General features: G+C 30.4%; 23 protein-coding genes, 1 tRNA gene and 1 riboswitch. Of the genes, 19 read left to right on the top strand and 5 right to left on the bottom strand.

Going from position 1 to position 21,544, the window contains the following annotated elements:
* Positions 1-179: 179 nt before the first annotated feature.
* From FOC48_RS07015 to FOC48_RS07005, 3 genes are all read right to left on the bottom strand, one after another.
* Positions 180-1,070, bottom strand: coding sequence for a cation diffusion facilitator family transporter (locus tag FOC48_RS07015; protein ID WP_003147333.1), 891 nt, complete (start codon positions 1,068-1,070; stop codon positions 180-182).
* Positions 1,071-1,218: 148 nt separating this feature from the next.
* On the bottom strand, positions 1,219-1,872 hold the full coding sequence (locus tag FOC48_RS07010; RefSeq protein ID WP_003147332.1) for a DUF1129 domain-containing protein: 654 nt from the start codon (positions 1,870-1,872) through the stop codon (positions 1,219-1,221).
* Positions 1,873-1,893: 21 nt separating this feature from the next.
* Complete coding sequence (locus FOC48_RS07005; RefSeq protein ID WP_003147331.1) at positions 1,894-2,220, bottom strand: PadR family transcriptional regulator; 327 nt, start codon at positions 2,218-2,220, stop codon at positions 1,894-1,896.
* 272 nt (positions 2,221-2,492) lie between these two features.
* Here FOC48_RS07005 and FOC48_RS07000 point away from each other — a divergent pair, with 272 nt between their 5' ends.
* The gene (locus FOC48_RS07000) at positions 2,493-3,308 is read left to right on the top strand and encodes a hypothetical protein (protein ID WP_003147329.1); all 816 of its coding nucleotides are present in this window, start codon (positions 2,493-2,495) and stop codon (positions 3,306-3,308) included.
* On the top strand, positions 3,292-3,702 hold the full coding sequence (locus tag FOC48_RS06995) for a hypothetical protein (RefSeq protein WP_003147327.1): 411 nt from the start codon (positions 3,292-3,294) through the stop codon (positions 3,700-3,702). The genes FOC48_RS07000 and FOC48_RS06995 overlap by 17 nt, the downstream gene beginning before the upstream one ends.
* Positions 3,703-3,797: 95 nt before the next feature.
* On the opposite strand, the gene FOC48_RS06990 is transcribed toward FOC48_RS06995, so the two are convergent.
* Positions 3,798-3,881, bottom strand: a tRNA-Leu gene (locus FOC48_RS06990).
* Positions 3,882-4,295: 414 nt separating this feature from the next.
* On the opposite strand from FOC48_RS06990, the gene spxA reads away from it, so the two are divergent.
* The 13 genes from spxA to FOC48_RS06925 all read left to right on the top strand — a co-directional run bounded on the left by spxA (position 4,296) and on the right by FOC48_RS06925 (position 16,847).
* Positions 4,296-4,694, top strand: coding sequence for a transcriptional regulator SpxA (spxA, locus tag FOC48_RS06985; protein ID WP_172497960.1), 399 nt, complete (start codon positions 4,296-4,298; stop codon positions 4,692-4,694).
* Between the two features lie 277 nt (positions 4,695-4,971).
* Positions 4,972-5,850 (top strand): CvfB family protein, encoded by an 879-nt coding sequence (locus FOC48_RS06980; RefSeq protein WP_003147325.1) that lies wholly within the window; start codon positions 4,972-4,974, stop codon positions 5,848-5,850.
* A gap of 4 nt (positions 5,851-5,854) precedes the next feature.
* Complete coding sequence (locus FOC48_RS06975; RefSeq protein WP_035467019.1) at positions 5,855-6,136, top strand: hypothetical protein; 282 nt, start codon at positions 5,855-5,857, stop codon at positions 6,134-6,136.
* A 72-nt stretch (positions 6,137-6,208) separates the two neighbouring features.
* Complete coding sequence (rnz, locus tag FOC48_RS06970; RefSeq protein ID WP_003147323.1) at positions 6,209-7,129, top strand: ribonuclease Z; 921 nt, start codon at positions 6,209-6,211, stop codon at positions 7,127-7,129.
* A 22-nt stretch (positions 7,130-7,151) separates the two neighbouring features.
* Positions 7,152-7,703: an NUDIX hydrolase gene (locus FOC48_RS06965; protein WP_003147322.1), complete on the top strand. Its 552-nt coding sequence runs from the start codon at positions 7,152-7,154 to the stop codon at positions 7,701-7,703.
* A 3-nt stretch (positions 7,704-7,706) separates the two neighbouring features.
* Positions 7,707-8,153, top strand: coding sequence for a Fur family transcriptional regulator (locus FOC48_RS06960; RefSeq protein WP_003147321.1), 447 nt, complete (start codon positions 7,707-7,709; stop codon positions 8,151-8,153).
* Positions 8,153-8,611, top strand: a complete 459-nt coding sequence (locus tag FOC48_RS06955; protein WP_003147320.1) for a DUF4064 domain-containing protein — start codon at positions 8,153-8,155, stop codon at positions 8,609-8,611. Before FOC48_RS06960 ends, FOC48_RS06955 begins: the two co-directional genes overlap by 1 nt.
* A gap of 327 nt (positions 8,612-8,938) precedes the next feature.
* Positions 8,939-11,293 carry a penicillin acylase family protein gene (locus FOC48_RS06950; RefSeq protein ID WP_035467016.1) on the top strand — a complete coding sequence of 785 codons (2,355 nt, stop codon included), beginning with the start codon at positions 8,939-8,941 and terminating at the stop codon, positions 11,291-11,293.
* A gap of 307 nt (positions 11,294-11,600) precedes the next feature.
* On the top strand, positions 11,601-12,278 hold the full coding sequence (locus tag FOC48_RS06945) for a YggS family pyridoxal phosphate-dependent enzyme (protein WP_003147318.1): 678 nt from the start codon (positions 11,601-11,603) through the stop codon (positions 12,276-12,278).
* Positions 12,279-12,297: 19 nt separating this feature from the next.
* Complete coding sequence (locus tag FOC48_RS06940) at positions 12,298-12,996, top strand: M48 family metallopeptidase (protein ID WP_003147317.1); 699 nt, start codon at positions 12,298-12,300, stop codon at positions 12,994-12,996.
* Between the two features lie 220 nt (positions 12,997-13,216).
* A complete protein-coding gene (gene tig / locus FOC48_RS06935; RefSeq protein WP_003147316.1) occupies positions 13,217-14,485 on the top strand; it encodes a trigger factor in 1,269 nt (422 codons plus the stop codon).
* 81 nt (positions 14,486-14,566) lie between these two features.
* The gene (locus FOC48_RS06930; RefSeq protein ID WP_003147315.1) at positions 14,567-15,187 is read left to right on the top strand and encodes a DNA alkylation repair protein; all 621 of its coding nucleotides are present in this window, start codon (positions 14,567-14,569) and stop codon (positions 15,185-15,187) included.
* A gap of 769 nt (positions 15,188-15,956) precedes the next feature.
* Positions 15,957-16,847: a restriction endonuclease gene (locus tag FOC48_RS06925; protein ID WP_003147314.1), complete on the top strand. Its 891-nt coding sequence runs from the start codon at positions 15,957-15,959 to the stop codon at positions 16,845-16,847.
* Between the two features lie 57 nt (positions 16,848-16,904).
* On the opposite strand, the gene FOC48_RS06920 is transcribed toward FOC48_RS06925, so the two are convergent.
* On the bottom strand, positions 16,905-17,228 hold the full coding sequence (locus FOC48_RS06920; RefSeq protein WP_003147313.1) for a thioredoxin family protein: 324 nt from the start codon (positions 17,226-17,228) through the stop codon (positions 16,905-16,907).
* Between the two features lie 211 nt (positions 17,229-17,439).
* Positions 17,440-17,575, top strand: a riboswitch (Lysine riboswitch).
* Between the two features lie 81 nt (positions 17,576-17,656).
* On the opposite strand from FOC48_RS06920, the gene lysA reads away from it, so the two are divergent.
* From lysA to dapD, 4 genes are all read left to right on the top strand, one after another.
* The gene (gene lysA, locus FOC48_RS06915; protein ID WP_254263174.1) at positions 17,657-18,964 is read left to right on the top strand and encodes a diaminopimelate decarboxylase; all 1,308 of its coding nucleotides are present in this window, start codon (positions 17,657-17,659) and stop codon (positions 18,962-18,964) included.
* Between the two features lie 46 nt (positions 18,965-19,010).
* Positions 19,011-19,901, top strand: a complete 891-nt coding sequence (gene dapA, locus FOC48_RS06910) for a 4-hydroxy-tetrahydrodipicolinate synthase (protein ID WP_003147311.1) — start codon at positions 19,011-19,013, stop codon at positions 19,899-19,901.
* Positions 19,902-19,903: 2 nt separating this feature from the next.
* Positions 19,904-20,647 (top strand): 4-hydroxy-tetrahydrodipicolinate reductase, encoded by a 744-nt coding sequence (gene dapB, locus FOC48_RS06905; RefSeq protein ID WP_003147310.1) that lies wholly within the window; start codon positions 19,904-19,906, stop codon positions 20,645-20,647.
* Between the two features lie 180 nt (positions 20,648-20,827).
* Positions 20,828-21,529, top strand: a complete 702-nt coding sequence (dapD, locus tag FOC48_RS06900; protein ID WP_003147309.1) for a 2,3,4,5-tetrahydropyridine-2,6-dicarboxylate N-acetyltransferase — start codon at positions 20,828-20,830, stop codon at positions 21,527-21,529.
* Positions 21,530-21,544: the final 15 nt, after the last annotated feature.

The following is a 21,544-nucleotide window of genomic DNA, read 5'->3' as shown; positions in this document are numbered from 1 at the left end:
TTTAAGTAGTATTTTATACTATTTAATTAAAAGATAATTAATAGTTAAAAATACTTTTATACGTACAATAATTATACTTTTAGTATTTGTTTTTGTCAAACATCGGTGCAGTAAAAAAAGATGAAATTATACTAGAAGTAACTTAAGTTAAAAGAAGTACAATTTCATCTTGAAATATTTTAATGTGAATGGCAAGCAATACCATGCGGTTCTAAGTGTACTAAAGTTTCACAATAATAGAATTCTTTAGATAATGCTTTTTCAATTTTTACGGTAATGTCGTGACTTTGTTTAACATTTAATGATGGTTCAACTGTAACAGTAATATCGATAAAGTATAGTAAGCCATGAGTTCTACCTTTCGTATCTACTATTGATGTTACACCTTTAATATCATTTACAATATCGTTAACCTTATCTATCACTTCAGTATCAACGCCGTCAGTAAGAACGTGTGTAGATTCTTTGAAAATACTAACAGCAGTGTAAATAATAAGTAATCCGACGATTATTGCGACTACTGAATCAGCTATTGGAAGTCCGATATATGTAGCGATGATTCCTATTAATGTTCCGATAGAAACAAAAGCGTCACTAAGATTATCAAGGGCTGCAGCTTTAAGAGATTTACTTCCGATTTTTTTAGCTAGACGAATATTATAGAAATAAACCCCAAGCATAATGGCACTCGCTATAAAAGCGACAACGGCAGATAGTAGGCTAGGTTGCTCGTAGCTTCCTGAAATAATTTTTTTTATTGCATACATTACTACTTCGATTCCTGCATATAACATAATGAATGAAGCTATTAATGTTGAAATTAATTCAGCTCTGAAGTGACCGTATAAATGATCTTCATCAGCTGGTTTTCTAGAAATTTTCAAACCGATAAGTACGCATACTGATGAAATTACATCGGTAGCGTTGTTAATACCATCGGCAACTAAGGCTGAAGATTTAAAAAACAGACCAGCGCAAAGTTTTAAAACGGTCAGCAATAAATATGACAGAATACTAAGTTTGGCACCTTGTTCAGCGCGTTTTAATTTATCGAAAATCGAATTATTCATGGCTTCCTCCTAAAATAATGTTTTACCATTATAACAGGTTTAAAAAAATTATTCAATAGAAAAAATGTTATTTTTGAATTAAAATTATTTCTCTTAGGTGAACTTTAACGAAGGAACACCCGACTAAAGATTTAGTCGGGTAGTTTTATTATATCTTTTTAGAGTAGTATTTTTTGAAAGTTAAAAAAATGTATATGTAAGAAAGTGCACTAAAAATTCCATAGATGTATAAGAAGTTAGTTGATATTGTTACTTTTTGAGAAAGGTACTTTGGAATTATTCCCAATTTATCTAAGATAGGTATTAGACCAAATGATACTTCAAATATTATTAATGATGAAATATATATAAACCACTTATTTTTATCTGTTTTTTTATAAATTAGTAGGTATAAGCAAATCAAAGAACCTAAGACTAATACTACTATAGATAATATTGTTAGAATTGGTTGGATAGTTCTAGAAAATATTGAAGGTGCTAAAGAACTAATAATCAGAATTAAAAGATAAACTAAAGAAAATCTAAATATTTTCATTTTGTTTTCCTTTGGTAGTTCTGCAATTATTGATGAAGATAATTTGTTTATATCATTTCCAAAAACATCGATAAAGCTCTTTCCTTGTTTTTGATATAAAATCAAATCTTGTAATATTTCTAGTAATTGAATTTCTAGAGCAGATTCATTTTTCGCAGTATTTTTTATCCGACAAGCGACTAGAAGCTCCTCATAATATTTCTTATTTTCTTCATTAAGTTGTAGTCTGAGTTCATTATTATGTTTTAGTAGGTCAGCTGTATTCATAATGCATCCTCCTTGCTTATATTATTTATCTTTCATAATCTCTGTAATTGTTGTACTTATATTTCCCCATATATCTTTAAATGAATTTATATATTCTTTACCTTGATCAGTAATAGAATAATATTTTCTCGGAGGTCCAAAGTTACTTTCTTTCAAATAACTAGTAACTAAATTCTCTTTTTCTAGTTTTAATAGTAGGGGGTATATAGTTCCTTGAGCAACCATATCAAGTCCATAATTGGAGAGTTGTTCAGTTATCTCGTAGCCATACATTTCTTTGTTTTTAATTAGCTGTAAAATGCATGCTTCTAATGTGCCTTTTAGTATTTGAGAAGTATTAATTTCCATTTTGAAACCTCCTTTCTTAGTTTTTAGTTATTAGTATAAAGGCTAAAAATTCACGCTATCTTGTTATACATAATAGTACCATAGTAAAGGTATCTTGTAAAGCAAAATAGTGATATGTAAGATTATAAATTCGCTGAGAAAATTATCTGTATAAAAAGTAAGTGAAGATAATATATGGGTAAATTTATATTAAACTATTGTGTATTTATTGAATCTAATGATTTACTGTTAAAAAAATGATATAATATAATAAAAAATAAAGGAGAATAAGTATGGCTACAATTACTTTTTCGATTTGGAGATTATTAAAAGAAAATATAAACTCTGGACTAAGATGGGAGTATCCAAATAAAGAAGATTTCCCAGAAGAGTTAGATGAGAATGAGGATTCACCAAAAGGGATAGATCATATATTAGTAAGAAGAGAAGGGGATGGTGTGTTTTTCGCTATTGAGTCAGGAAGTGCAGAACCTAGAGATGATTTTGTTATAGATATAAACTCAAAAGTGAAAAGAGAAAACCCTAGAAAAGAAACAGAAATTGAATTATTAAAACAATTATTTGTATATTATGATTTTAAAACAAATTTATTGTATTTATCAGATATACGATTTAAAAAACATTTTGAACACATTATACATAAAATTACAGGAAATAATTATATATTAAAAGGTATGTATAAGGGGAAAGATACCTTTTTAGATATTATTAAAACAGTTGAGGAAATTAAATTTTCAACTCAAAATAATCTTTTTTCAACGGATTCGAAAAAAAAGACTGCCTTAGTAGATTTAACTGGAGTAACAGATGATATAGATTTAACATTAGATATAAAAGCTAATTCACATAGATTTCGTCCTATAAAATTAATAAAAGAACTAATGGAGGAAGAAGATAGGTATGCTCTTAGTGGATTGTTAATACGAGGTAAAGACGAGAAGGGATTTGAATGTATTTATAATCAAGAAAATTTTATTATGAAAATAGATATTAGTGCAGAAAAAAATTCAGGTAAATTTGATGCGGAAGATGTTAAAGTAAATCTTCAAAGAGAGATTAAGGAGCTTGCTAATGATAGGGCTAAGTAAAAAGGATAGAAATGTATCTTTGATTGTAGTAGTTGTATGTTTATTAGTATCTTATTTTTCAAGTAGTTTTTTTTATATAAAAACTGAATCCATAATTACAATACTGACAGTTATTATTGGTTTTATTTTATCAGCAATTGCGATAATATTTTCTTCTTCGTTGAGAATTCTGCTATATGATCAGAAATATAAGGGTTATGAATCGCTTTGGCACAGGTTGATTTCAATTTGCTATTATACTTTTATATTCAATTTATTTTTCGTGGCCTCAATTGCAATACTACCAGCAGCTTTTCCAAGTTGGATTATTATGGGTTTTTTTATTAATTCAATTGTTGAGTTAATATTCATAATACATATATTATTTAGATTATTATCCGTTGAGATAGTTTAATAAAAAATTTACTAAGTTATTTCTAGTAACTTTTATTCCGAAAAAAGTATAAATAATAAAAAAGACAAGGCTTAAAAACCTTGTCTTTAATGATATACCAGCAGCCGGGGTCGAACCGGCACGATGTTGCCATCGCTGGATTTTGAGTCCAGTGCGTCTGCCAATTCCGCCATGCTGGCATATGTCTATGATAACACACATAAAATACTTTGTCAATTTCAGTATAAGGTATAAAGTAGCCGCTCTAGATAATAATTTTAGGGAAAAATTAGAGAATTTTGATAGATTTTATTTATGTTTTAGTTTTAGATTGTATAATATGATAGTTAGATTATGTAAAGAAGTGTTTTATGAGTTTATTATTATATAATTTATTTTAACTAATCAAATAAAAAATGTAAGGGTGTAACATTATTCTTGTGTTTACAAGGATAGTCAAGCGTGAAACAATGTAAAATAAGTGTTTTTAGTTGACAAATTAAAATATTTTTATTAATAGTATATTGTAAAACGATAATATATGTAGTATAATATAGTAGTATATAGAATTATAAAAATATTAATGTTATTTTTATAAAGGAGTGTGAGTGCTGGTGGTAGTTACGTTGTTTACATCGCCTAGTTGTACTTCTTGTAGAAAAGCAAAAGCTTGGCTTATAGAAAATGATATAGACTTTGTGGAAAGAAATATTTTTTCAGAAGCTCTAACAACAGATGAAATTAAAGACATTTTATCTATCACAGAGCACGGAACAGAAGATATAATTTCCTTTAGATCAAAAACGTTCCAAAAATTAAACTTGGATATCGAAAGTATGTCTATTCAGGAGTTATATAAAGTTATTCAAGATAATCCAGGAATGCTTAGACGACCTATCATTGTTGATGATAAGAGATTACAAGTTGGGTATAATGAAGATGAAATAAGAAGATTCCTTCCAAAGGAAATAAGAGTAAATCAATTAAAACAAATAAAAAATATGGTTAAGTAAGTACGCCCTGATACTACTTTTACCGATTAATTTAAAGGTTGATATTAGGTATCAGCCTTTTTTTATGAGAAAGGGGCTGACCCAAAAGCTCTAAAATTTAACAAAGTTCATATGAAAACTCATAGACGCAGTGGTTTATTGATATCTAAATGCGCTTTATAAAAGCTTTTTAGATATCTAATAAACTTTGCGGGAGTGACTCGACAAAATCGATTTCTTCAAAATCGCGATTTTTGAGTCACTCCCATTTAACAAAAATAAAAGAAAGAGGTACTTGATGGAAAGAGAAGATATAAAATTTATTACTGGAGAAATTCATTTCTTAGAGTTAGTAGAAAAGAAAAGTTCATCATTAGTTTTTAAAGGACCGAATGATGAAGAAATAAGCTGTAACGAATCTGACGTTGAAAGTTTAGATGATTACGAAATTGGAGAAGAGTATTCAATGTTCGTATATCCTTCACGTAGTGGGAAATTATTCGCTACACCAAATATACCAGAAGTAACTTATGGTGATTATGCATTTAGTAAAGTTGTAAAAGTTGAGGAAGATAGGATAGGGCTTGATATTGGGTTCTCTCGTGAAATCCCACTTTTAGGAGAAGATTTACCTAAGTTAAGAAGTGTATGGCCAAAAGAAGGGGATGAGCTATTTATTACACTTCGTCGTGATTTCAGCGGACAATTATTCGCTCGTTTAGCGACAGAAACTATCGTAGCATCATTATATTCAAAGGCTACTAAGAGTATGAAGAACAAGGATATTGAAGCTTATCCTTATCGTTTAATGCGTGTAGGAACATTCTTACTAACAAAAGATGGTTACAAAGTTTTCGTTCATGAAAGTGAACGTGAGAAAGAACCACGCCTTGGAGAGAAAGTTACTCTACGTGTTATAGGAGTTAAAGATAATGGTGAAATCAACGGTTCATTCTTACCTCGTGCACACGAAAGAATGGATAGCGATGGTCAAGCTATAATGGACTATATTGAAAATAATGGTTATTGCGAATTTACTGACAAATCTGATCCAGAAGAGATTAAAGCAGTATTTGGAATGAGTAAAGGAAGCTTTAAACGTGCTGTAGGAAGACTATTCAAGAATAAATTAATTATGATTGAAGAAGATGGGTTATACAAACGCAAAGGAAGATAAGACTATGAAAAAAATAAAATTAGATAAAAATGCATTGTTAGGTGGAATTGTTTTAGAAAACGATAGATATCAAGTAGTGCACATGAATCTGAAAACAGGGAACCAAACAGACTCATATAGTAATGATAAAAATATTTTATTACTAAACATTAGTGGGAAAATTACAGTAGCTTTTGAAGAAGAAGTAGAAACTGTAAATGAATTTGAACTATTAGAAATCCCAGCAGGAGTAGAGCATGTGATTACATGTCTACAAGATGCGCAGATTTTTGTAGTTAAACTATAAATTACATAAGGTGGCTTAAATTGGTTTCTTTTTAGGCCACTATTATTTTAGAAAATTGAATTGAGGAATACGATGGAAGTACAATTTTTAGGTACAGGAGCAGGGCTTCCTGGAAAATTTAGAAATACACAGAGCTTTGTTTTTAATTTTATGCAAGAATTGAAAGAGTGTTGGATGTTTGATTGTGGAGAAGCGACACAGCATCAAATTTTAAGAACAAATATTAAGCCAACAAAAATAACTAAAATTTTTATAAGCCATCTTCATGCAGATCATGTCCTTGGATTAATAGGGTTTTTATCATCTAGAAGTTTCCTTTTAGACACAAATGCTTCGGATGTTACTATATATGGACCAGTGGGTATTAAAGATTTTATAGAAAACAATTTGTTGTTCACACATTGTTCACTTTCTTATAGCGTAGAATATATTGAAATTTCTAGTGAACAGTGTATAATAGATAATAAATCTGTAGCTGTTTTTAGTTATCCTTTAGCTCATAATATTGAATGTTTTGGATATAAAATTTTATTCAAAAAACAAAAAGGGAGCTTGGATGCAAACAAACTGAAAGAATTAGGGATTATGCCAGGACCATTTTATAGAGAAATTAAAGAAGCAGATACTTTTGAATTTAATGGAATAATGTATAATTCAAGTGAATTTTTATCTGAAGATAAGCCTGAAAAAGAGATTTCGATTATACCAGATACTAGATACTTTGATGGTTTAGGGGAGTTTGTTAAAAACAGTAATATTATTATTTCAGAGTGCACTTATTTACTTAAAGAAGATGCACACCATGCGAGAAAAAACTATCATTTAAGTATTTTAGATATTGAGAAAATAATAGCACAAAGTAAGGTTGAGAGTTTATTCCTGACACATATTAGTGCTAGATATGATAGAAATATTGAAAAAGAGGCTATAGAATCATTGCATGATAAATGTAATGTGAAGATAGCACATGATCTGGAAGAATATAGTTTATAAAAATGTAGAGGAGATTGTGGAAATGAATTTAGAAGAAAAAACTATTGAAGTTGAAAAAATATTTAAGGGGAAAGTTTTAGATGTAGAAGTACATACGGTAACTTTGCCTAATGGAGAAACTTCAAAACGTGAGCTGATAAATCATAGGGGTGCTGTAGCAATATTAGCTTTAACAAAAAATGATGAAGTAGTTCTTGTTGAACAATATAGAAAAGCTATAGAAGCAGTGACTTTAGAAATTCCTGCAGGAAAACTAGAACCAGGTGAAGATAATAAGAAATTATCTGCAATTAGAGAATTACGTGAAGAAACTGGATATGTAGTAGAGGAAGAAAGACTGGAAAAACTATGCGATATTCACGTAGCATTAGGATATAGCTCTGAATTAATCACGATCTACTATGTTGACAATTTAGAATATGCTGGAGAAATTGATCCAGATGATGATGAATTTATTAATTTAAGAAAATATAAAATCGAAGAAGCATTCAAGCTTTTAGATGATAATGTTATTACTGATAGTAAGACTATGCTTGCATTAGCTTACTTAAAAAATAGGAAAGGCGCGAAATAGTATATGAGTATTTATGATGAAATAATTAAAATTATTCAAAAATCTCCATATAAATTAACTCCACAAAGGGAGAAAATCGTAGAGATTTTAGTAGAAAATGAAGATAAACATCTTAGTGCAGAGGAACTGTATTTTATTCTGAAAGAAAAGACACCAGACATTGGTATAGCTACCGTTTATAGAACTCTAGATATTTTTTATGAATTAAAAATCTTAGAGAAAATATCTTTCAGTAATGGTGTTTCAAAATATCATTTGAGACAATCTGTAGATGACGAACTTCATCATCATTTAATATGTACTAACTGCAATAGTATTGAAAAAGTATCTAACCCAATATTTAATAAACTTATTGAATATATGAAAAAAGAATATTCTTTTGAGGTTCAAGATAACTCGTTATCATTTTATGGAACTTGTGCTAACTGCAAAAATAAAGGTGAGAATTAATGTATTTTGATAAATTAGAGAAGATATTATTACTTATCTCTAGTATAGTTTATATTGTATATATTGCATTTGTTGGTGGGATGATTAATCTATTTCGAGGATATGTAGGAAACGAGTATTTAAGAAATAAGATAGTTGATCAAATTCGTGAACAAACGCGTCTTACTCAAGATAGTGCCAATGTTTCTACGAAGGATATTCACTTTATCTTCCAGGTGATGGGACAACTGGCTTGGGTATATTTCGCACTTTTAATAGTTTTGTTTTTACTATTATTATTTGTGATTCTAAAAAAAGGAATCAATCACAATATTGTAGCATTCCTATTTTTAGTGTATAGTATTTTATTATTGATCTTTAGTTTAGGTATATTATTTATTAGTTGTATAATATATTTCTTCTTGGGATTAAGAATAATATTAATAAGAAATTCAGAAAAATATAAGCGTGAAGCGTAATTTCCGAGGAATTCAGTTTCTTCGGAAATTTTTTTATGAAATTTTTATAAAAATATAAGTATATTGAAGTAATGAGATAGTAAAATATTAAAAAATATCAAGAAATCTGACAAGAAAATTCATTATTAGGTAAATAGTAAAGTTAAATACATTAGGTCTATATTGCTAGTATTCTTTAGAGATAGACAGTATCTATCAAATAATAATTATTAAATAAAAGTAAAAAAAATACTATACTTATTTAGAGTTTTTTTAGGAAATATCAGTTTGCAAAAAGTTGATAAAGCTAATATAATTCTTAGTATAATTTATTTTTTAGGAGGACTTATGAAAAATAAAGTTATTAAGATTTTAAAAAGATTAGCAATAGTGTTAGTAACCTTGCTATTGTTGGTAGGAGGTTATGGTTATTACTTTGTTCATAAATCTTTACCGACAGTAGAAGGGAAGACAGAATTAAAGATATTAGACAAGAGTGTGAAAATATCTCGAGATAAAAATGGAATTCCTACAGTTGAAGCTGAAAATGATAATGATTTATACAAAGCTCAGGGTTATATTCATGCTCAAGATAGATTATTTCAGATGGATTTAGCGAGAAGACAAGCGAGTGGTAGACTTTCTGAAGTAGTTGGTGAAGCAGCATTAGAAAATGATAAGAAATTTCTAGTTTTTTCTTTAAGAAAAGCAGCAGAAGAATCTTATAAGGATTACTCAGAAGAAGCTAAAAAAATATTAGAAAATTATGCTCAAGGAGTAAATGCATTTATTGAAGAAGCTAAGAGAGATAATAAATTACCTTATGAGTTTTCTTTATTAGGATATTCTCCGGAAAATTGGAGTCCTATTGATTCATTAACAGTTGGGAAGTATATGGCTTATGATTTAGGTGGACACTGGGATCATCTAGGATTTAATAATTGGATATTAAACAATTTAGGTGAAGAAAATCTAAAACAGATACTTCCTGAAAGTTTTTCAAAAAATAAAGATACTGAAGAAATTATAAAAGCAAATCAAGGTATAGATGTGAGTATAGATAAGAATACAGCTAGGGCTGAGCGACCACCGATGGAAAATGGTAGCAATGATTGGGTTGTTTCTGGTAAGAAAACTAAATCTGGTAAGCCATTATTAGCAGATGATCCTCACTTAGGATTAGGCACTCCATCAGTTTGGTATCAGATGTCGCTTTCAACACCGAATAACAAAGTTTCAGGGGTTATTTTCCCAGGGGTACCGGGTATTATTCTTGGTCATAATGAACATATCGCATGGGGAGTTACGAATTTTGGACCTGATGTTCAAGACCTTTATATTGAAAAACGACAAGAGAATAATCCGTATAAATTTAAGTATGATAATGAATACTATGATGCTAAAGTTGATAAGTATTCAATAAAAGTAAAAGGAAAAGATGCTGTTGATTTTGAGGTTGTCAATACGAAGCATGGTCCAATAATTGATCAACTGTTGAAACCATTAGGAAATAAAGATACGAGTTTTTCAATGCAGTGGACAGCACTTGAATCTACACAAGAACTAGAAGCTATCTTAAATATGGATAAAGCGAAAAATTGGCAAGAATTTGAGAAATCATTGGAAAAATTCAAAGCACCTGCTCAAAACTTTGTTTTTGCGGATAATGATGGAAATATAGCTTATAAATCAAATGGGAATGTACCGATTAGGAAAAAAGGTGATGGTAATCTTCCTGTTCCAGGATATAGTAGTGATTATGGTTGGAGTGGATATATCTCTTATGATAAATTGCCGAAGCTTGTTAATCCAGAAGAAGGCTTTATAGCGACAGCAAACACTGAAACTGTGAAAACTGATTATCACACATCAAATGTTTGGGCACAACCATTTAGAAAAGCACGAATCGATGAGGTATTATCAAAGAAAAATAATTTAACAGTTGATGATATGAAGAAACTTCAAATGGATACAAAAAATCTATATTCTCAAGAGTTTTTATCAAACTTTTTAAAAAATATAAATGTTGATAAAATTTCTAAAAAAGAAATAGTTGATAAACTAAAATCATGGAATAATGTAGATGAGAAAGATGAAGCAGCTCCTTTAATTTTCGATCTGTGGACGAAAAAAATCCAATCTTATATACTAAAAGATAAGATGGCAGCAGATGTATATAAATTTATGCCACATAAAGAAAGTTATGTAGATAAGATACTTAGAGATAGCATAAATGGTAAAAAAGTAAATCTTATTGAGGAGAAAAATGGTCTTCAAGAAGTATTAACTAATAGTTTAAATGAAACTATAAATGAACTAGAAGGGAAATATGGAACAAACGTATCTAAATGGAAATGGGGAGAGGCGCATAAATTAGGATTCAGACATCCACTTTCTAAATCTTCAGCACTGTTAGCATTCTTTTTAAATCCGAAAGAATATCCAATTTCAGGTTCTAAAGTTACAGTTCAAGCAGCGAAACAAAACGAAGAAGGACTTGTAAATCACGGTGCTTCTTGGAGATTTGTTTATGACTTTGAGGCTAAAACTGGACATCATATTGTAGGACCTGGTCAAAGTGGTCATTTCTTGAGTGATAATTATGATGACCAAATAGAAAAATGGGTAAAAGGAGAATATACGAGTGAATCTATAGGAAATGTTCCTAAGGATAAAGTATTGGAACTAGTACCTAAAAAATAATAAAATAAATTGAAAGTAATAAGGTTTTCTTGTTACTTTCAATTTTTTAATAAAAAAAGTATAGTAGAATACTATAGAAATAATTTGAATAGAGAAAAGAAAGTTGATATAATTAGGGTAACAAGTAGGGCTGTGGTTTGAATAAGGAATACGCTCTGAAAAGAGAAATGGCGGTGCGACTCCGTCCGACTACTTGTTGTGACATCTATTTAATAGGTGTCTTTTTTTATTGAATTAATAACAAAATAATTATCATCATGTTATAATTATAATATAGCAATTAAATATAGAGTAAGTAGGAGAGAAAATGAACGTTAGAGAAAACTTTGAGACTATAACAAAAGAAATAGCTGAAACTTGTGAAAAAGTCGGTAGAAATGCCGATGAAGTGAAACTAATAGCTGTAACTAAATATGTTACAGATGCTAGAGTTGAAGAAGCGATAGAAGCGAAAATTACAGATTTTGCTGAAAATCGTCCTCAAAATTATGTTGAGAGAAAAAGTAAATATTCTGATAAGGCTTGGCATTTAATAGGAAGTTTGCAAACTAGAAAAGTACGTGATGTAATTAACGAGGTTGACTATTTCCATGCTCTAGATAGAGATAGCTTAGCAAAGGAAATCGAAAAACGTGCGGAAAAAGAAATCAATTGTTTCGTGCAGGTTAATGTTTCTGGTGAAGAAAGTAAACATGGATTAACAGCGGATGAAACAGTAGATTTTATAAAATCATTAGAACAATATTCAAAAATTAAAGTTGTAGGTTTAATGACAATGGCGCCTTTTGTTGATGATGAAGATGTGTTGCGTAATTGTTTTAGAAAATTAAGACAGCTTCGTGATGAAGTAAAAGAACTTGAATTGCCATATGCACCGTGTGAATTTTTATCTATGGGTATGAGTAATGATTATAAAACTGCGATTGAAGAAGGAGCGACTCATATTCGAGTTGGGACTGCTTTAGTAGGTTGTGAATTAAAATAATAATATGAGGAGGGGTAGTATGAAAAAAGTAATAAATGTGGATGATTTAGTCGTTACGATTAAATACAGAAAAAATATGAAAAACATTTATTTAAAAGTCGAAAAAAACGCTGATGTAGTAGTAAGTGCCCCGCCAAGAACACCTAACTATCTTATTAAAAAATTAATTAGAGACAATATCGATGAAATTAAATTAAGAAGAAACAATATATTAATGAATGACTATACTATGAAACAGTATGTAACTGGTGAAAAACATATTATTTTCGGAAAAGAATTTGTTTTAGAAGTAAAATTAGGAAATAAGAATGTAGTAAGATTATCCGATGATAAAATCATTTTAGTTATAAAGGATAAAGATCAAGACAGAGAACAAATAGTTACAAGTTATCTGAGAAAAGTTCTTTATAACAAAGCTTTAGAGTTTAGTAATAAATACGAAAAAATCATGGGTGTCCGCGCTGAACAACTAAGAATTAAAAAGATGAAAACACGCTGGGGAACTTGCAATATTGAAGCGAAAAGAATCTGGATAAACTATGAACTTGTAAAATATCCGATTGAGTGTTTAGAACATATAGTTGTTCATGAGCTTACTCATTTACTAGAAACGAATCACACACCTAGATTTTATGCATTGTTAGGAAAATATTACCCAAACTTTAGAGAGAATGATAAATTAATAAAAGAATTTAGTAAAAAAATAGTAGGTAGATAATAAAAAAGCAAGAAGTATTACAATTTTTTTGTAATTTAGTATTAAATTATCTATAGTTAGAAAATTTTTTGAAAGTATGGAAATTACTTTTGAAAACAATAATTTAGATGTGTAATTATTGACTTTTTACGCTATTTACTATATAATTAATCAAGAGTTTTTAGTATTTTTATACTAACATTTTTGATGATGCTTAAAAGTATTTTTGGAGGAAAAATAAATGTCACAAATTTTAAATAAAGAAGATGGAAAAGTAGTTATCGCTTTTTCAGCAACAAAAGAAGAATTTGCGAAAGGATTAGACCAAGCATTCAAACGTGCAGTTAAACGTGTTAACGCACCTGGATTCAGAAAAGGTAAATTACCAAGAGCCGTATTCAACAAAATGTACGGTGAAGAAGCATTATACCAAGATGCAGTTGATTATGTATTACCAAGAGCTTACACTAAAGCTATCGACGAATTAGAAGTTTCACCATTAGCTATGCCTGATATCGATGTTAAAGAAATCAGCAAAGAAGAAGGTGTTAAATTCGAAGCAGTTGTTACTGTTAAACCAAACGTTGAATTAGGTGAATACAAAAACCTTGGATTAGAAAAAGACTCAGTAGAAGTAACTGATGCTGATGTAGAAGAAAGATTAGATAGCTTATTAAGCCGTCAAGCTGAATGGCAAATCAAAGAAGGAGAATCTAAAAAAGGTGATATCGTAGTTATCGACTTTAAAGGATTTATCGGAGATGAAGCTTTCGAAGGTGGAGAAGCTAAAGGTTACGAATTAGAATTAGGATCAGGTTCATTCATTCCTGGATTCGAAGAACAATTAGAAGGAAAAGTTGCACCAGTTGACACAGTTGTTAACGTAACATTCCCAGAAAACTACCAAGTAGCTGACCTAGCTGGTAAAGAAGCTAAATTTGAAGTTACAGTTCACGATGTAAAAGAAAAAGTTTTACCAGAATTAACTGACGAATTCGTTAAAGAATTCTCTAAAGAAGCAGCTTCAACAGTAGCTGAATACAAAGAAAAATTAAAAGAAGAAATCAAATTAGAAAAAGAAAACTTAGCAGAAAAATCTTATTCTGATAAAGTAATTTCTACAGCTGTAGAAAATGCAAAACTTTCTGTACCAGAAAAATTAGTAGAACAAGAAGTTAACTCTATGTTTGAACAATTCACTGGAAACTTATCTCGTCAAGGATTATCATTTGATTTATACCAACAATTCACAGGAAAAGGGGAAGCTGAACTTAAAGCTGAAATGAAATCTGACGCAGAAAACAAAATCAAAACTTCATTCGTATTAGGTGAAATCGCTGAAGTAGAAAAAGTTGAAGTAACAGACGCTGATATCGATGCAGAAGTTAAAGAACTTGCTACTATGTACAACATGACTGAAGAAGGAATCAAACAACGTATTAGTGTTGAAGACTTACGTGGGGAGTTAGTAATCCAAAAAACTGTTGATTTCTTAAAAGCTAACAACTAATTTTAGCAATTCATCCTTAAGCATATAGAGTGTTTTACATTCTATATGCTTTTTTTAGGAATAATATGGTGGTGAATAAATTTGAAAGAATATATTAAAAGCCTAGAGAAAGAGTTCTCGTTAATAAAGAGTGGATTCAAGGAAGAAGAGAAAAGAGCCTTAGCTGACTATAAAAATAACGATAGAGTTTATATTAAGAAGTTAGCTTTCTTATCCTATGAGTCTAAAGTATATCAAGTTAGAATGTACGGTGTATTTCTCTTTGGATACTTATCTGATGATAGTGATATTTTAACTTTTATGAGAGATGAAGTATCTAGAGATGACAATTGGAGAGTACAAGAGGTATTAGCGAAATCATTTGATGAATATTGTAAAAATAAAGGTTATGAAAATTCAATACCTATAATTGACGAGTGGTTAAACTCCGATAATCCTAATATTAGAAGAGCTGTCACAGAAGGATTACGAATATGGACTAGTAGACCTTATTTCAAAGAAAATCCACAAGAAGCAATAAAAAGAATAGCAGCATTAAAAGAAGATGCTAGTGAATATGTAAGAAAATCAGTAGGGAATGCATTAAGAGATATAAGTAGAAAATTTCCAGAACTAATAAAAGAAGAATTGAGAACTTGGAACTTAGAAACTAAGGAAATCAAACAAGTCTATAAATTATGGAGTAGGTTTGTTGTGGAGTAAAGATAATAAGATAATATAGTAAAAGTTAGCTAACAAAATTAATATAGATTTATATTAGTATTTGAAAAGTAAGGGTAGTCGGGTATATTGACTTTACTAATAATTTCTTAACTCATTACATTCGTAGAAATTATAGTAGTTGTAGAATAAATTATTTGTAATAATTTTACTATATCCTTTCCTTCAAATTAATTGACAAGAAGAAAATGGACGTGTTAAAATGTAAGTAAGTGAATTGGATGAATATATTCACATATAAACACGAAAAGCAACTGAAGTGGTGTTTCAGTTGCTTTTTTATATGTATTAGCGTACTCATTTTAATAGGCTAATATATATTCATACATGAAGTGATACATATACGTCGTGCCTAAATAAGACTACTATTTCTTGTTGTTTTTATCATTTAGGAAATAAAAATATTCTATAAATAGGAGAATAACTCCCACAAATAGCCCAACAAGAACTTGGATGAATATATCAACCATATAAACACCTCCCTTCCGGGCTAGTAGCCTACTTTTATTATAGCACTAGAAATCTTGTCAGAAAAGATATTCTTACAATATTTAGAATTAAAATTATATTTTTAAGACTATGTAAATGAGAGACAAAAGCTAATCAAAAATCTTTAGGTTTTAAAACCTTAGTATTCCTTCCTAAAAACATTTATATAATCTATACGTGTCTTTTTTTATGTATATGATATATGCTATAATAAAATTGATATAAACTGATTTCAAATTATTACTAACTTGAGGAGAAGGATATGTTTAAAAGATGTTGCGGCAATAGAAAAGAGCTAGATTATAAAATAGAACACAGCCCTAGACCGATTAAGCTTTCAGATGATATGGATAAGGTAATAAAAAATTTACTTTGGTATACTCCTAATATTGATTCATATCAATCTATTAAAAATGAATTAGTTTCTGATAAGATATATGATGAATTTTCATTTACCTATGTTATGGATCAAATGGGAATGAATGAAAGTCGTGATGTGAAGTGGATAGGTTCGAAGGATGTAATAAGTAATGATGATTGGAAATTTTTTGAGGGGAATATTTGTCCTAATTGTCAAAAAATAATAGTTGCGAAGTATACTACTTTTTCAAAAATTAATGCTTTACTAACAGCTATTAGAAACTCTATAGCACATGGACATTTTGCTATAGTAGAAGATTATATAATTGGATTTAATCTGAAACTCTCTTCAAAAGATCCTGAGGGGTTGAGGAAAGCTATTATTAAGATTAAACCAAAACCATTACTTGTAGCCTTAGAAAAATTAGCTTCGCCAATTGGGAAAGAGTTATTACTTGCATATGCATTTAGAAAAGTTGGTTATGATGTTCAAGAACTGAAAAATAGAAGTAGGGATTTTGATCTATGTCTTGAAAAAAATGGTAAGAAATATGTTATTGAGATAAAATCTTATAGAGGAAATTCATATCTTCATCCTGAACATGTTGAAATCTTCCTTAAGAGAGCAGAAAAAGCTTTACCTGGAGTTGAGAGAATTTTACTTGTTGATACATCTAGGGTGACTAAGTCAGTAAGGCAATTGGAATCAAAAATTAAAGGTTTTAGAATTGTTGACATTAATGATGTAAAACTGTTACTGGGTGAAGAACCTGTAGATATATTAGCAAAATAATTAATAATTAACAATAAGAGCGATTCGAAAAAAATAACTTTGAATCGCTCTTATTTTTTATTTCATTTGTTCACTTACAGTGCTAACTTTTTCTAGAATTTCATCTAGACTAAAGTAGCCGCTTTTTTGAATAGATAGTCTTCCTTCGATATATACTTCTACAGTAGGTGAAGAAAGGATACCGTGCTGAGCAGCAATTTCCATATTTTCTTCTAATGAAATGTAGTATGCTACGACGTCTTTGTGATCTTCTTGCCATGTAGTAATTCTGTTCTTTATTGAGTGACATGGCATACATGTAGCAGTGCCATATTGAATAATCGCTATGTCATTGTCATTGATAATTTTATTTAAGTCGTCATTTTTTGTGAATTCAATCATATTTTATAATCCTTTATTTTTATATTAAGAAGAGTATATTGTGCAATCTTCTTTTAATATGAGTATATTATAGTTGTTTTAAAGAGTAATTACAACCAATACTAATTGTGTATATGTAAACACCAAAACTAGAATATTATAAAAATTTTCTGAAAACTATTGACAATAGTTTTAAAACATGATATTATTTATACAACGTAAATAGATAAGTATTATAAAAAGAGGCCGCGATGACTAATTTAAAAGGTAGCATCGCCGAAGTGATTAATTTCACTGGGGTTATGTCGAATAGGCATAGCACTGTCATTAGAAAATGCCCATTTTCTTCATGGTGAGCTTTTTATAATAAGGGCAAGAGGAATAGGATAGAAATATAAGCTAGACTACAAGGACCTTTTGTTCTTGTAGTCTATTTTTTATAACATTTTATGAAGGAGAAAGTAATGAGATTATTTGATGGTATGACGGTAGAAAATGGTGAACTGAATATTTCGGGAGTTGGAGTTAGTGAGTTAAAGGCTCAATACGGGACACCACTTTATATCTATGATGAGAATATGCTAGTGAACCAATGTAGAACTTTTATTAATAACTTTAAAAGTTCGAAGTTCAATACAGAAGTTCTTTTTGCATCGAAAGCTTTTAGTTGTTTAGAGGTGTTGAGAATTGCTAGTAGAGAGGGCTTAGGTGTTGATGTAGTGTCACTCGGAGAGATTCATACAGCGTACAAAGCTGGATATAATATGAAGAAAGCTTATTTCCACGGAAATAATAAAACTCGCGAGGAACTACAATATGCTCTTGAAGTTGGTGTAGGAACTATCGTCATAGATAATGACTATGAATATGAAATGATTAATGAAATCGTAAGAGAGAGTGGAAATAGAGTAGACGTATTATTAAGAATTAATACAGGAATCGACGCTCATACTCATGAATACATCAAAACAGCAAAAGATGACTCGAAATTTGGTTACTCAGTATACGATGAAACAATTTATGAGTTAATCGCAGATATTAATAATCAAAGTAATCTTAATTTTGTAGGATTCCACTCACATATCGGATCACAAATTTTCGAGAAAACTTCATTTTTCGAAGCAGTAAAAGTAGTAATGGAATTCACGAAAAAAGTTCAAGAAAGATTAGGTTTAACTATAAGTGTTCTTAATCTAGGTGGAGGTTTCGGAGTTTATTATACTGAAGAAGATAGACCTTTTGAACTTGCTGAATTTTTAAGAGAGTATATAGAAGTAGTTGAACGTGAAAGTGATAATTTCGGTTTAGATTTAACTAAGGTAGTTATTGAACCTGGTAGAAGTTTAACATGTAATGCTGGTAGCACATTATACAGTGTTGGTGGAGTTAAGAATACTTTTGCAGGTCGTGAATATGTGTTCGTTGATGGTGGTATGGCAGATAATCCTCGTTATGCATTATATAAAGCAAAATACGAAGCGATGTTAGCCAACAAGATGAATGAAGAAGCTGATACAACTTATACAGTTGCTGGTAAGTGTTGTGAATCTGGAGATATGCTAGTAATGGATGCGAAATTACCTAAAGCTGAGCAAGGTGACTTACTATTAGTATCATCGACAGGAGCGTATAACTACAGTATGAGTAGCAATTACAATAGATTACCAAAATTACCGGTTGTGTTTGTAAAAGATGGAACTAGTCGCCTAGTAGTAAAAGGTGAGACTTTAGAAGATTTAATTAGACAAGATATTTAATTTTAATACAAAAACAATAAAAGATAGAAACAAGGAGAACAAGATTATGACAATTTATACAGGAAGCGGAGTAGCAATAGTAACACCATTTTTCGAGGATGGAAGTGTAGATTATGAGACTTTTGGAGAATTAATTGAATTCCAAATTAGTGAAGGTACAGATGCGATTATCGTAGCGGGAACTACTGGTGAGAGTTCAACTATGCCTGACGATGAGCAAGTAGCGGTAATTAAATTCGCTATTGATAGAGTAGCAGGACGTGTACCTGTTATCGCAGGTAGTGGGGTTAACGATACAGCTCACTCAATTAGATTAAGCAAAGAAATTGAAAAATTAGGACCAGATGCGTTATTAGTAGTAACACCTTATTATATTAAAACTAGCCAACAAGGTTTAATCGAACACTTTGAAGCAATCGCGAATAGTGTTGATTTACCAATCGTTCTTTACAATGTACCAGGAAGAACTGGACAAGTTATGGCGCCTGAAACTATTTTACACTTATCTCAACACAAAAATATCGTGGCGTACAAAGATGCTGTAGGGGATATCGCTCATACTTTAGCAGTTAGAAACTTAGTAGGGGATAAAATTGATATTTACTCAGGAAATGATGACATCAATGTACCTATTATTTTAGCTGGTGGTAAAGGGACAATCTCTGTTTTAGCTAATATTTATCCAAAAGCAACTCACTTAATGTGTAAATATGCTTTAGAGAGACAAGTGGACAAAGCGTTTGAATTACAACTTAAATATTTAGACTTCATCCACATGTTATTTGCTGAACCAAACCCAATGCCAGTTAAAAAATGTGTAGAATTAATTGGAAAATCAGCTTGTCACTATCGTCTACCAATGACACACGTTGCGCCAACATTAGCAACAAAATTAGAGCAAGAGATTGTAAAACTTAATTCATTACAAGGAGAGTAAAAATGAGAGTTTTATTAAGTGGTTATAATGGAACGATGGGACAAGTTCTAAAAAACTATATTCAAGATAGTACTGATTTAGAAATTGTTGCAGGTGTAGGCCGTGAATTATTAGAAGAGAAATTTCCTACTTATACTTCATATGAAGAATTAGAAAAGATTGCAGATGTGATTATTGATTTTTCACATCATGCTGGAACTGCTGAATTAGTTGAATATGCAAAACGTACAGCAACAAAAGTTGTAATTGCGACAACTGGACACACTCCAGAAGAATTGGAATTAATCGATGAACTAGCTACGCAAGTAGGTGTAGTTTATGCAGGGAATTACAGCTTAGGAGTAAATGTCTTAGTAGAATTAGTGAAAAAAGCTAGTGAATTACTACTAGGATATGATATCGAAGTTATTGAAAAACACCATAATAAAAAAGTGGATGCACCTAGTGGAACTGCAAAAATGTTAGTAGATGCGGTTAAAGACGTAGAAGATTATAATAGAATTTATGGTCGTCACGGGGATATGAAACGCCAAGAAAAAGAGATTGGAATTCACGCGGTTCGTGGTGGAACTATAGTAGGGGAACATGAAGTGATTTTTGCTGGAGAAGATGAGGTAATCGAGATTAAACATACAGCTCTAAGTAAAAAAATGTTCGCAAAAGGATCTGTTACAGCTGCACAGTGGCTTAATGGTGTAGAAGAACCTAGATTATATTCTATGAAAGATGTATTAGGTATTAAATAATAAAGTCAGAAGCGACTCAAATGAGTCATACAGGTATAATTGAGAGTTTATTACTAGATTAATGAAGAAAGTGGATGGGTATTCTACTTAAACAAAGAATATTATAATAAAGTTAGTTTGACATATGTAAAAATTAGATATAAAATAGAAAAAAAATCATATAGATAATAGGAGAAAGAAATGAAATCAACAGAAGAGATTATTAAATTTATAGCGACATCTAAAAAGAAAACACCGGTTAAAGTTTATGTTAATTTTAGCGCTGATGTAGAATTTCCAGAAACTTTAGAAGTTTATGGTGAAGGGAACTCAAGAGTTATTTTTGCGGATTTCACTGATTGGGTGGAATTTTACGAAGCTAATAAAGCTGCAGTACTAAATCACCGTGTAGAAAATGACCGCCGTAATAGTGGTGTGCCGATGATTGATTTAACTCAGTTTAACGCTCGTATCGAGCCAGGTTGCTCAATTCGCGAACACGTTAGTATCGGAGATAATGCGGTTATTATGATGGGTGCTGTTATTAATATCGGTGCTAAAATTGGTAAAAACACTATGATCGATATGAATGCTATTTTAGGTGGACGTGCGGAAGTTGGAGAAAACTCTCACGTTGGTGCTGGATCTGTGTTATCAGGAGTTATTGAACCAGCTAACGCTACACCAGTACGCGTAGGTAACAATGTTCTTATTGGAGCTAATGCTGTTATTTTAGAAGGTGTGCAAATCGGAGACAACGCTGTTGTTGCAGCTGGAAGTGTAGTAACAAAAGATGTAGCTAGTGGAGATGTAGTAGCGGGAGTTCCTGCGCGAGTAATCAAAACACGTAGTGAAGTTGCTGAAGAAAAAGTAGATATTATCGCAGAATTAAGAAACTTATAATAAAGTAGGAAGAGA

This window comes from Gemella haemolysans (genome assembly GCF_012273215.1).
GTDB lineage: Bacteria > Bacillota > Bacilli > Staphylococcales > Gemellaceae > Gemella > Gemella haemolysans_A.
This window is presented reverse-complemented; position numbering and strand designations above follow the sequence as displayed.

What these genes read in the sequence shown, in the direction of transcription:
- FOC48_RS06965 (WP_003147322.1), top strand. Translation starts at nt 7,152, where the DNA reads ATGAATTTAGAAGAAAAAACTATTGAAGTTGAAAAAATATTTAAGGGG.
- FOC48_RS07015 (WP_003147333.1), bottom strand. Translation starts at nt 1,070, where the DNA reads ATGAATAATTCGATTTTCGATAAATTAAAACGCGCTGAACAAGGTGCC.
- FOC48_RS06960 (WP_003147321.1), top strand. Translation starts at nt 7,707, where the DNA reads ATGAGTATTTATGATGAAATAATTAAAATTATTCAAAAATCTCCATAT.
- FOC48_RS06925 (WP_003147314.1), top strand. Translation starts at nt 15,957, where the DNA reads ATGTTTAAAAGATGTTGCGGCAATAGAAAAGAGCTAGATTATAAAATA.
- lysA (WP_254263174.1), top strand. Translation starts at nt 17,657, where the DNA reads ATGAAGGAGAAAGTAATGAGATTATTTGATGGTATGACGGTAGAAAAT.
- FOC48_RS06920 (WP_003147313.1), bottom strand. Translation starts at nt 17,228, where the DNA reads ATGATTGAATTCACAAAAAATGACGACTTAAATAAAATTATCAATGAC.
- dapA (WP_003147311.1), top strand. Translation starts at nt 19,011, where the DNA reads ATGACAATTTATACAGGAAGCGGAGTAGCAATAGTAACACCATTTTTC.
- rnz (WP_003147323.1), top strand. Translation starts at nt 6,209, where the DNA reads ATGGAAGTACAATTTTTAGGTACAGGAGCAGGGCTTCCTGGAAAATTT.
- FOC48_RS06940 (WP_003147317.1), top strand. Translation starts at nt 12,298, where the DNA reads ATGAAAAAAGTAATAAATGTGGATGATTTAGTCGTTACGATTAAATAC.
- FOC48_RS06950 (WP_035467016.1), top strand. Translation starts at nt 8,939, where the DNA reads ATGAAAAATAAAGTTATTAAGATTTTAAAAAGATTAGCAATAGTGTTA.
- FOC48_RS06980 (WP_003147325.1), top strand. Translation starts at nt 4,972, where the DNA reads ATGGAAAGAGAAGATATAAAATTTATTACTGGAGAAATTCATTTCTTA.
- tig (WP_003147316.1), top strand. Translation starts at nt 13,217, where the DNA reads ATGTCACAAATTTTAAATAAAGAAGATGGAAAAGTAGTTATCGCTTTT.
- FOC48_RS06955 (WP_003147320.1), top strand. Translation starts at nt 8,153, where the DNA reads ATGTATTTTGATAAATTAGAGAAGATATTATTACTTATCTCTAGTATA.
- dapD (WP_003147309.1), top strand. Translation starts at nt 20,828, where the DNA reads ATGAAATCAACAGAAGAGATTATTAAATTTATAGCGACATCTAAAAAG.
- FOC48_RS06995 (WP_003147327.1), top strand. Translation starts at nt 3,292, where the DNA reads ATGATAGGGCTAAGTAAAAAGGATAGAAATGTATCTTTGATTGTAGTA.
- FOC48_RS07005 (WP_003147331.1), bottom strand. Translation starts at nt 2,220, where the DNA reads ATGGAAATTAATACTTCTCAAATACTAAAAGGCACATTAGAAGCATGC.
- FOC48_RS07010 (WP_003147332.1), bottom strand. Translation starts at nt 1,872, where the DNA reads ATGAATACAGCTGACCTACTAAAACATAATAATGAACTCAGACTACAA.
- FOC48_RS06975 (WP_035467019.1), top strand. Translation starts at nt 5,855, where the DNA reads ATGAAAAAAATAAAATTAGATAAAAATGCATTGTTAGGTGGAATTGTT.
- dapB (WP_003147310.1), top strand. Translation starts at nt 19,904, where the DNA reads ATGAGAGTTTTATTAAGTGGTTATAATGGAACGATGGGACAAGTTCTA.
- FOC48_RS06945 (WP_003147318.1), top strand. Translation starts at nt 11,601, where the DNA reads ATGAACGTTAGAGAAAACTTTGAGACTATAACAAAAGAAATAGCTGAA.
- FOC48_RS07000 (WP_003147329.1), top strand. Translation starts at nt 2,493, where the DNA reads ATGGCTACAATTACTTTTTCGATTTGGAGATTATTAAAAGAAAATATA.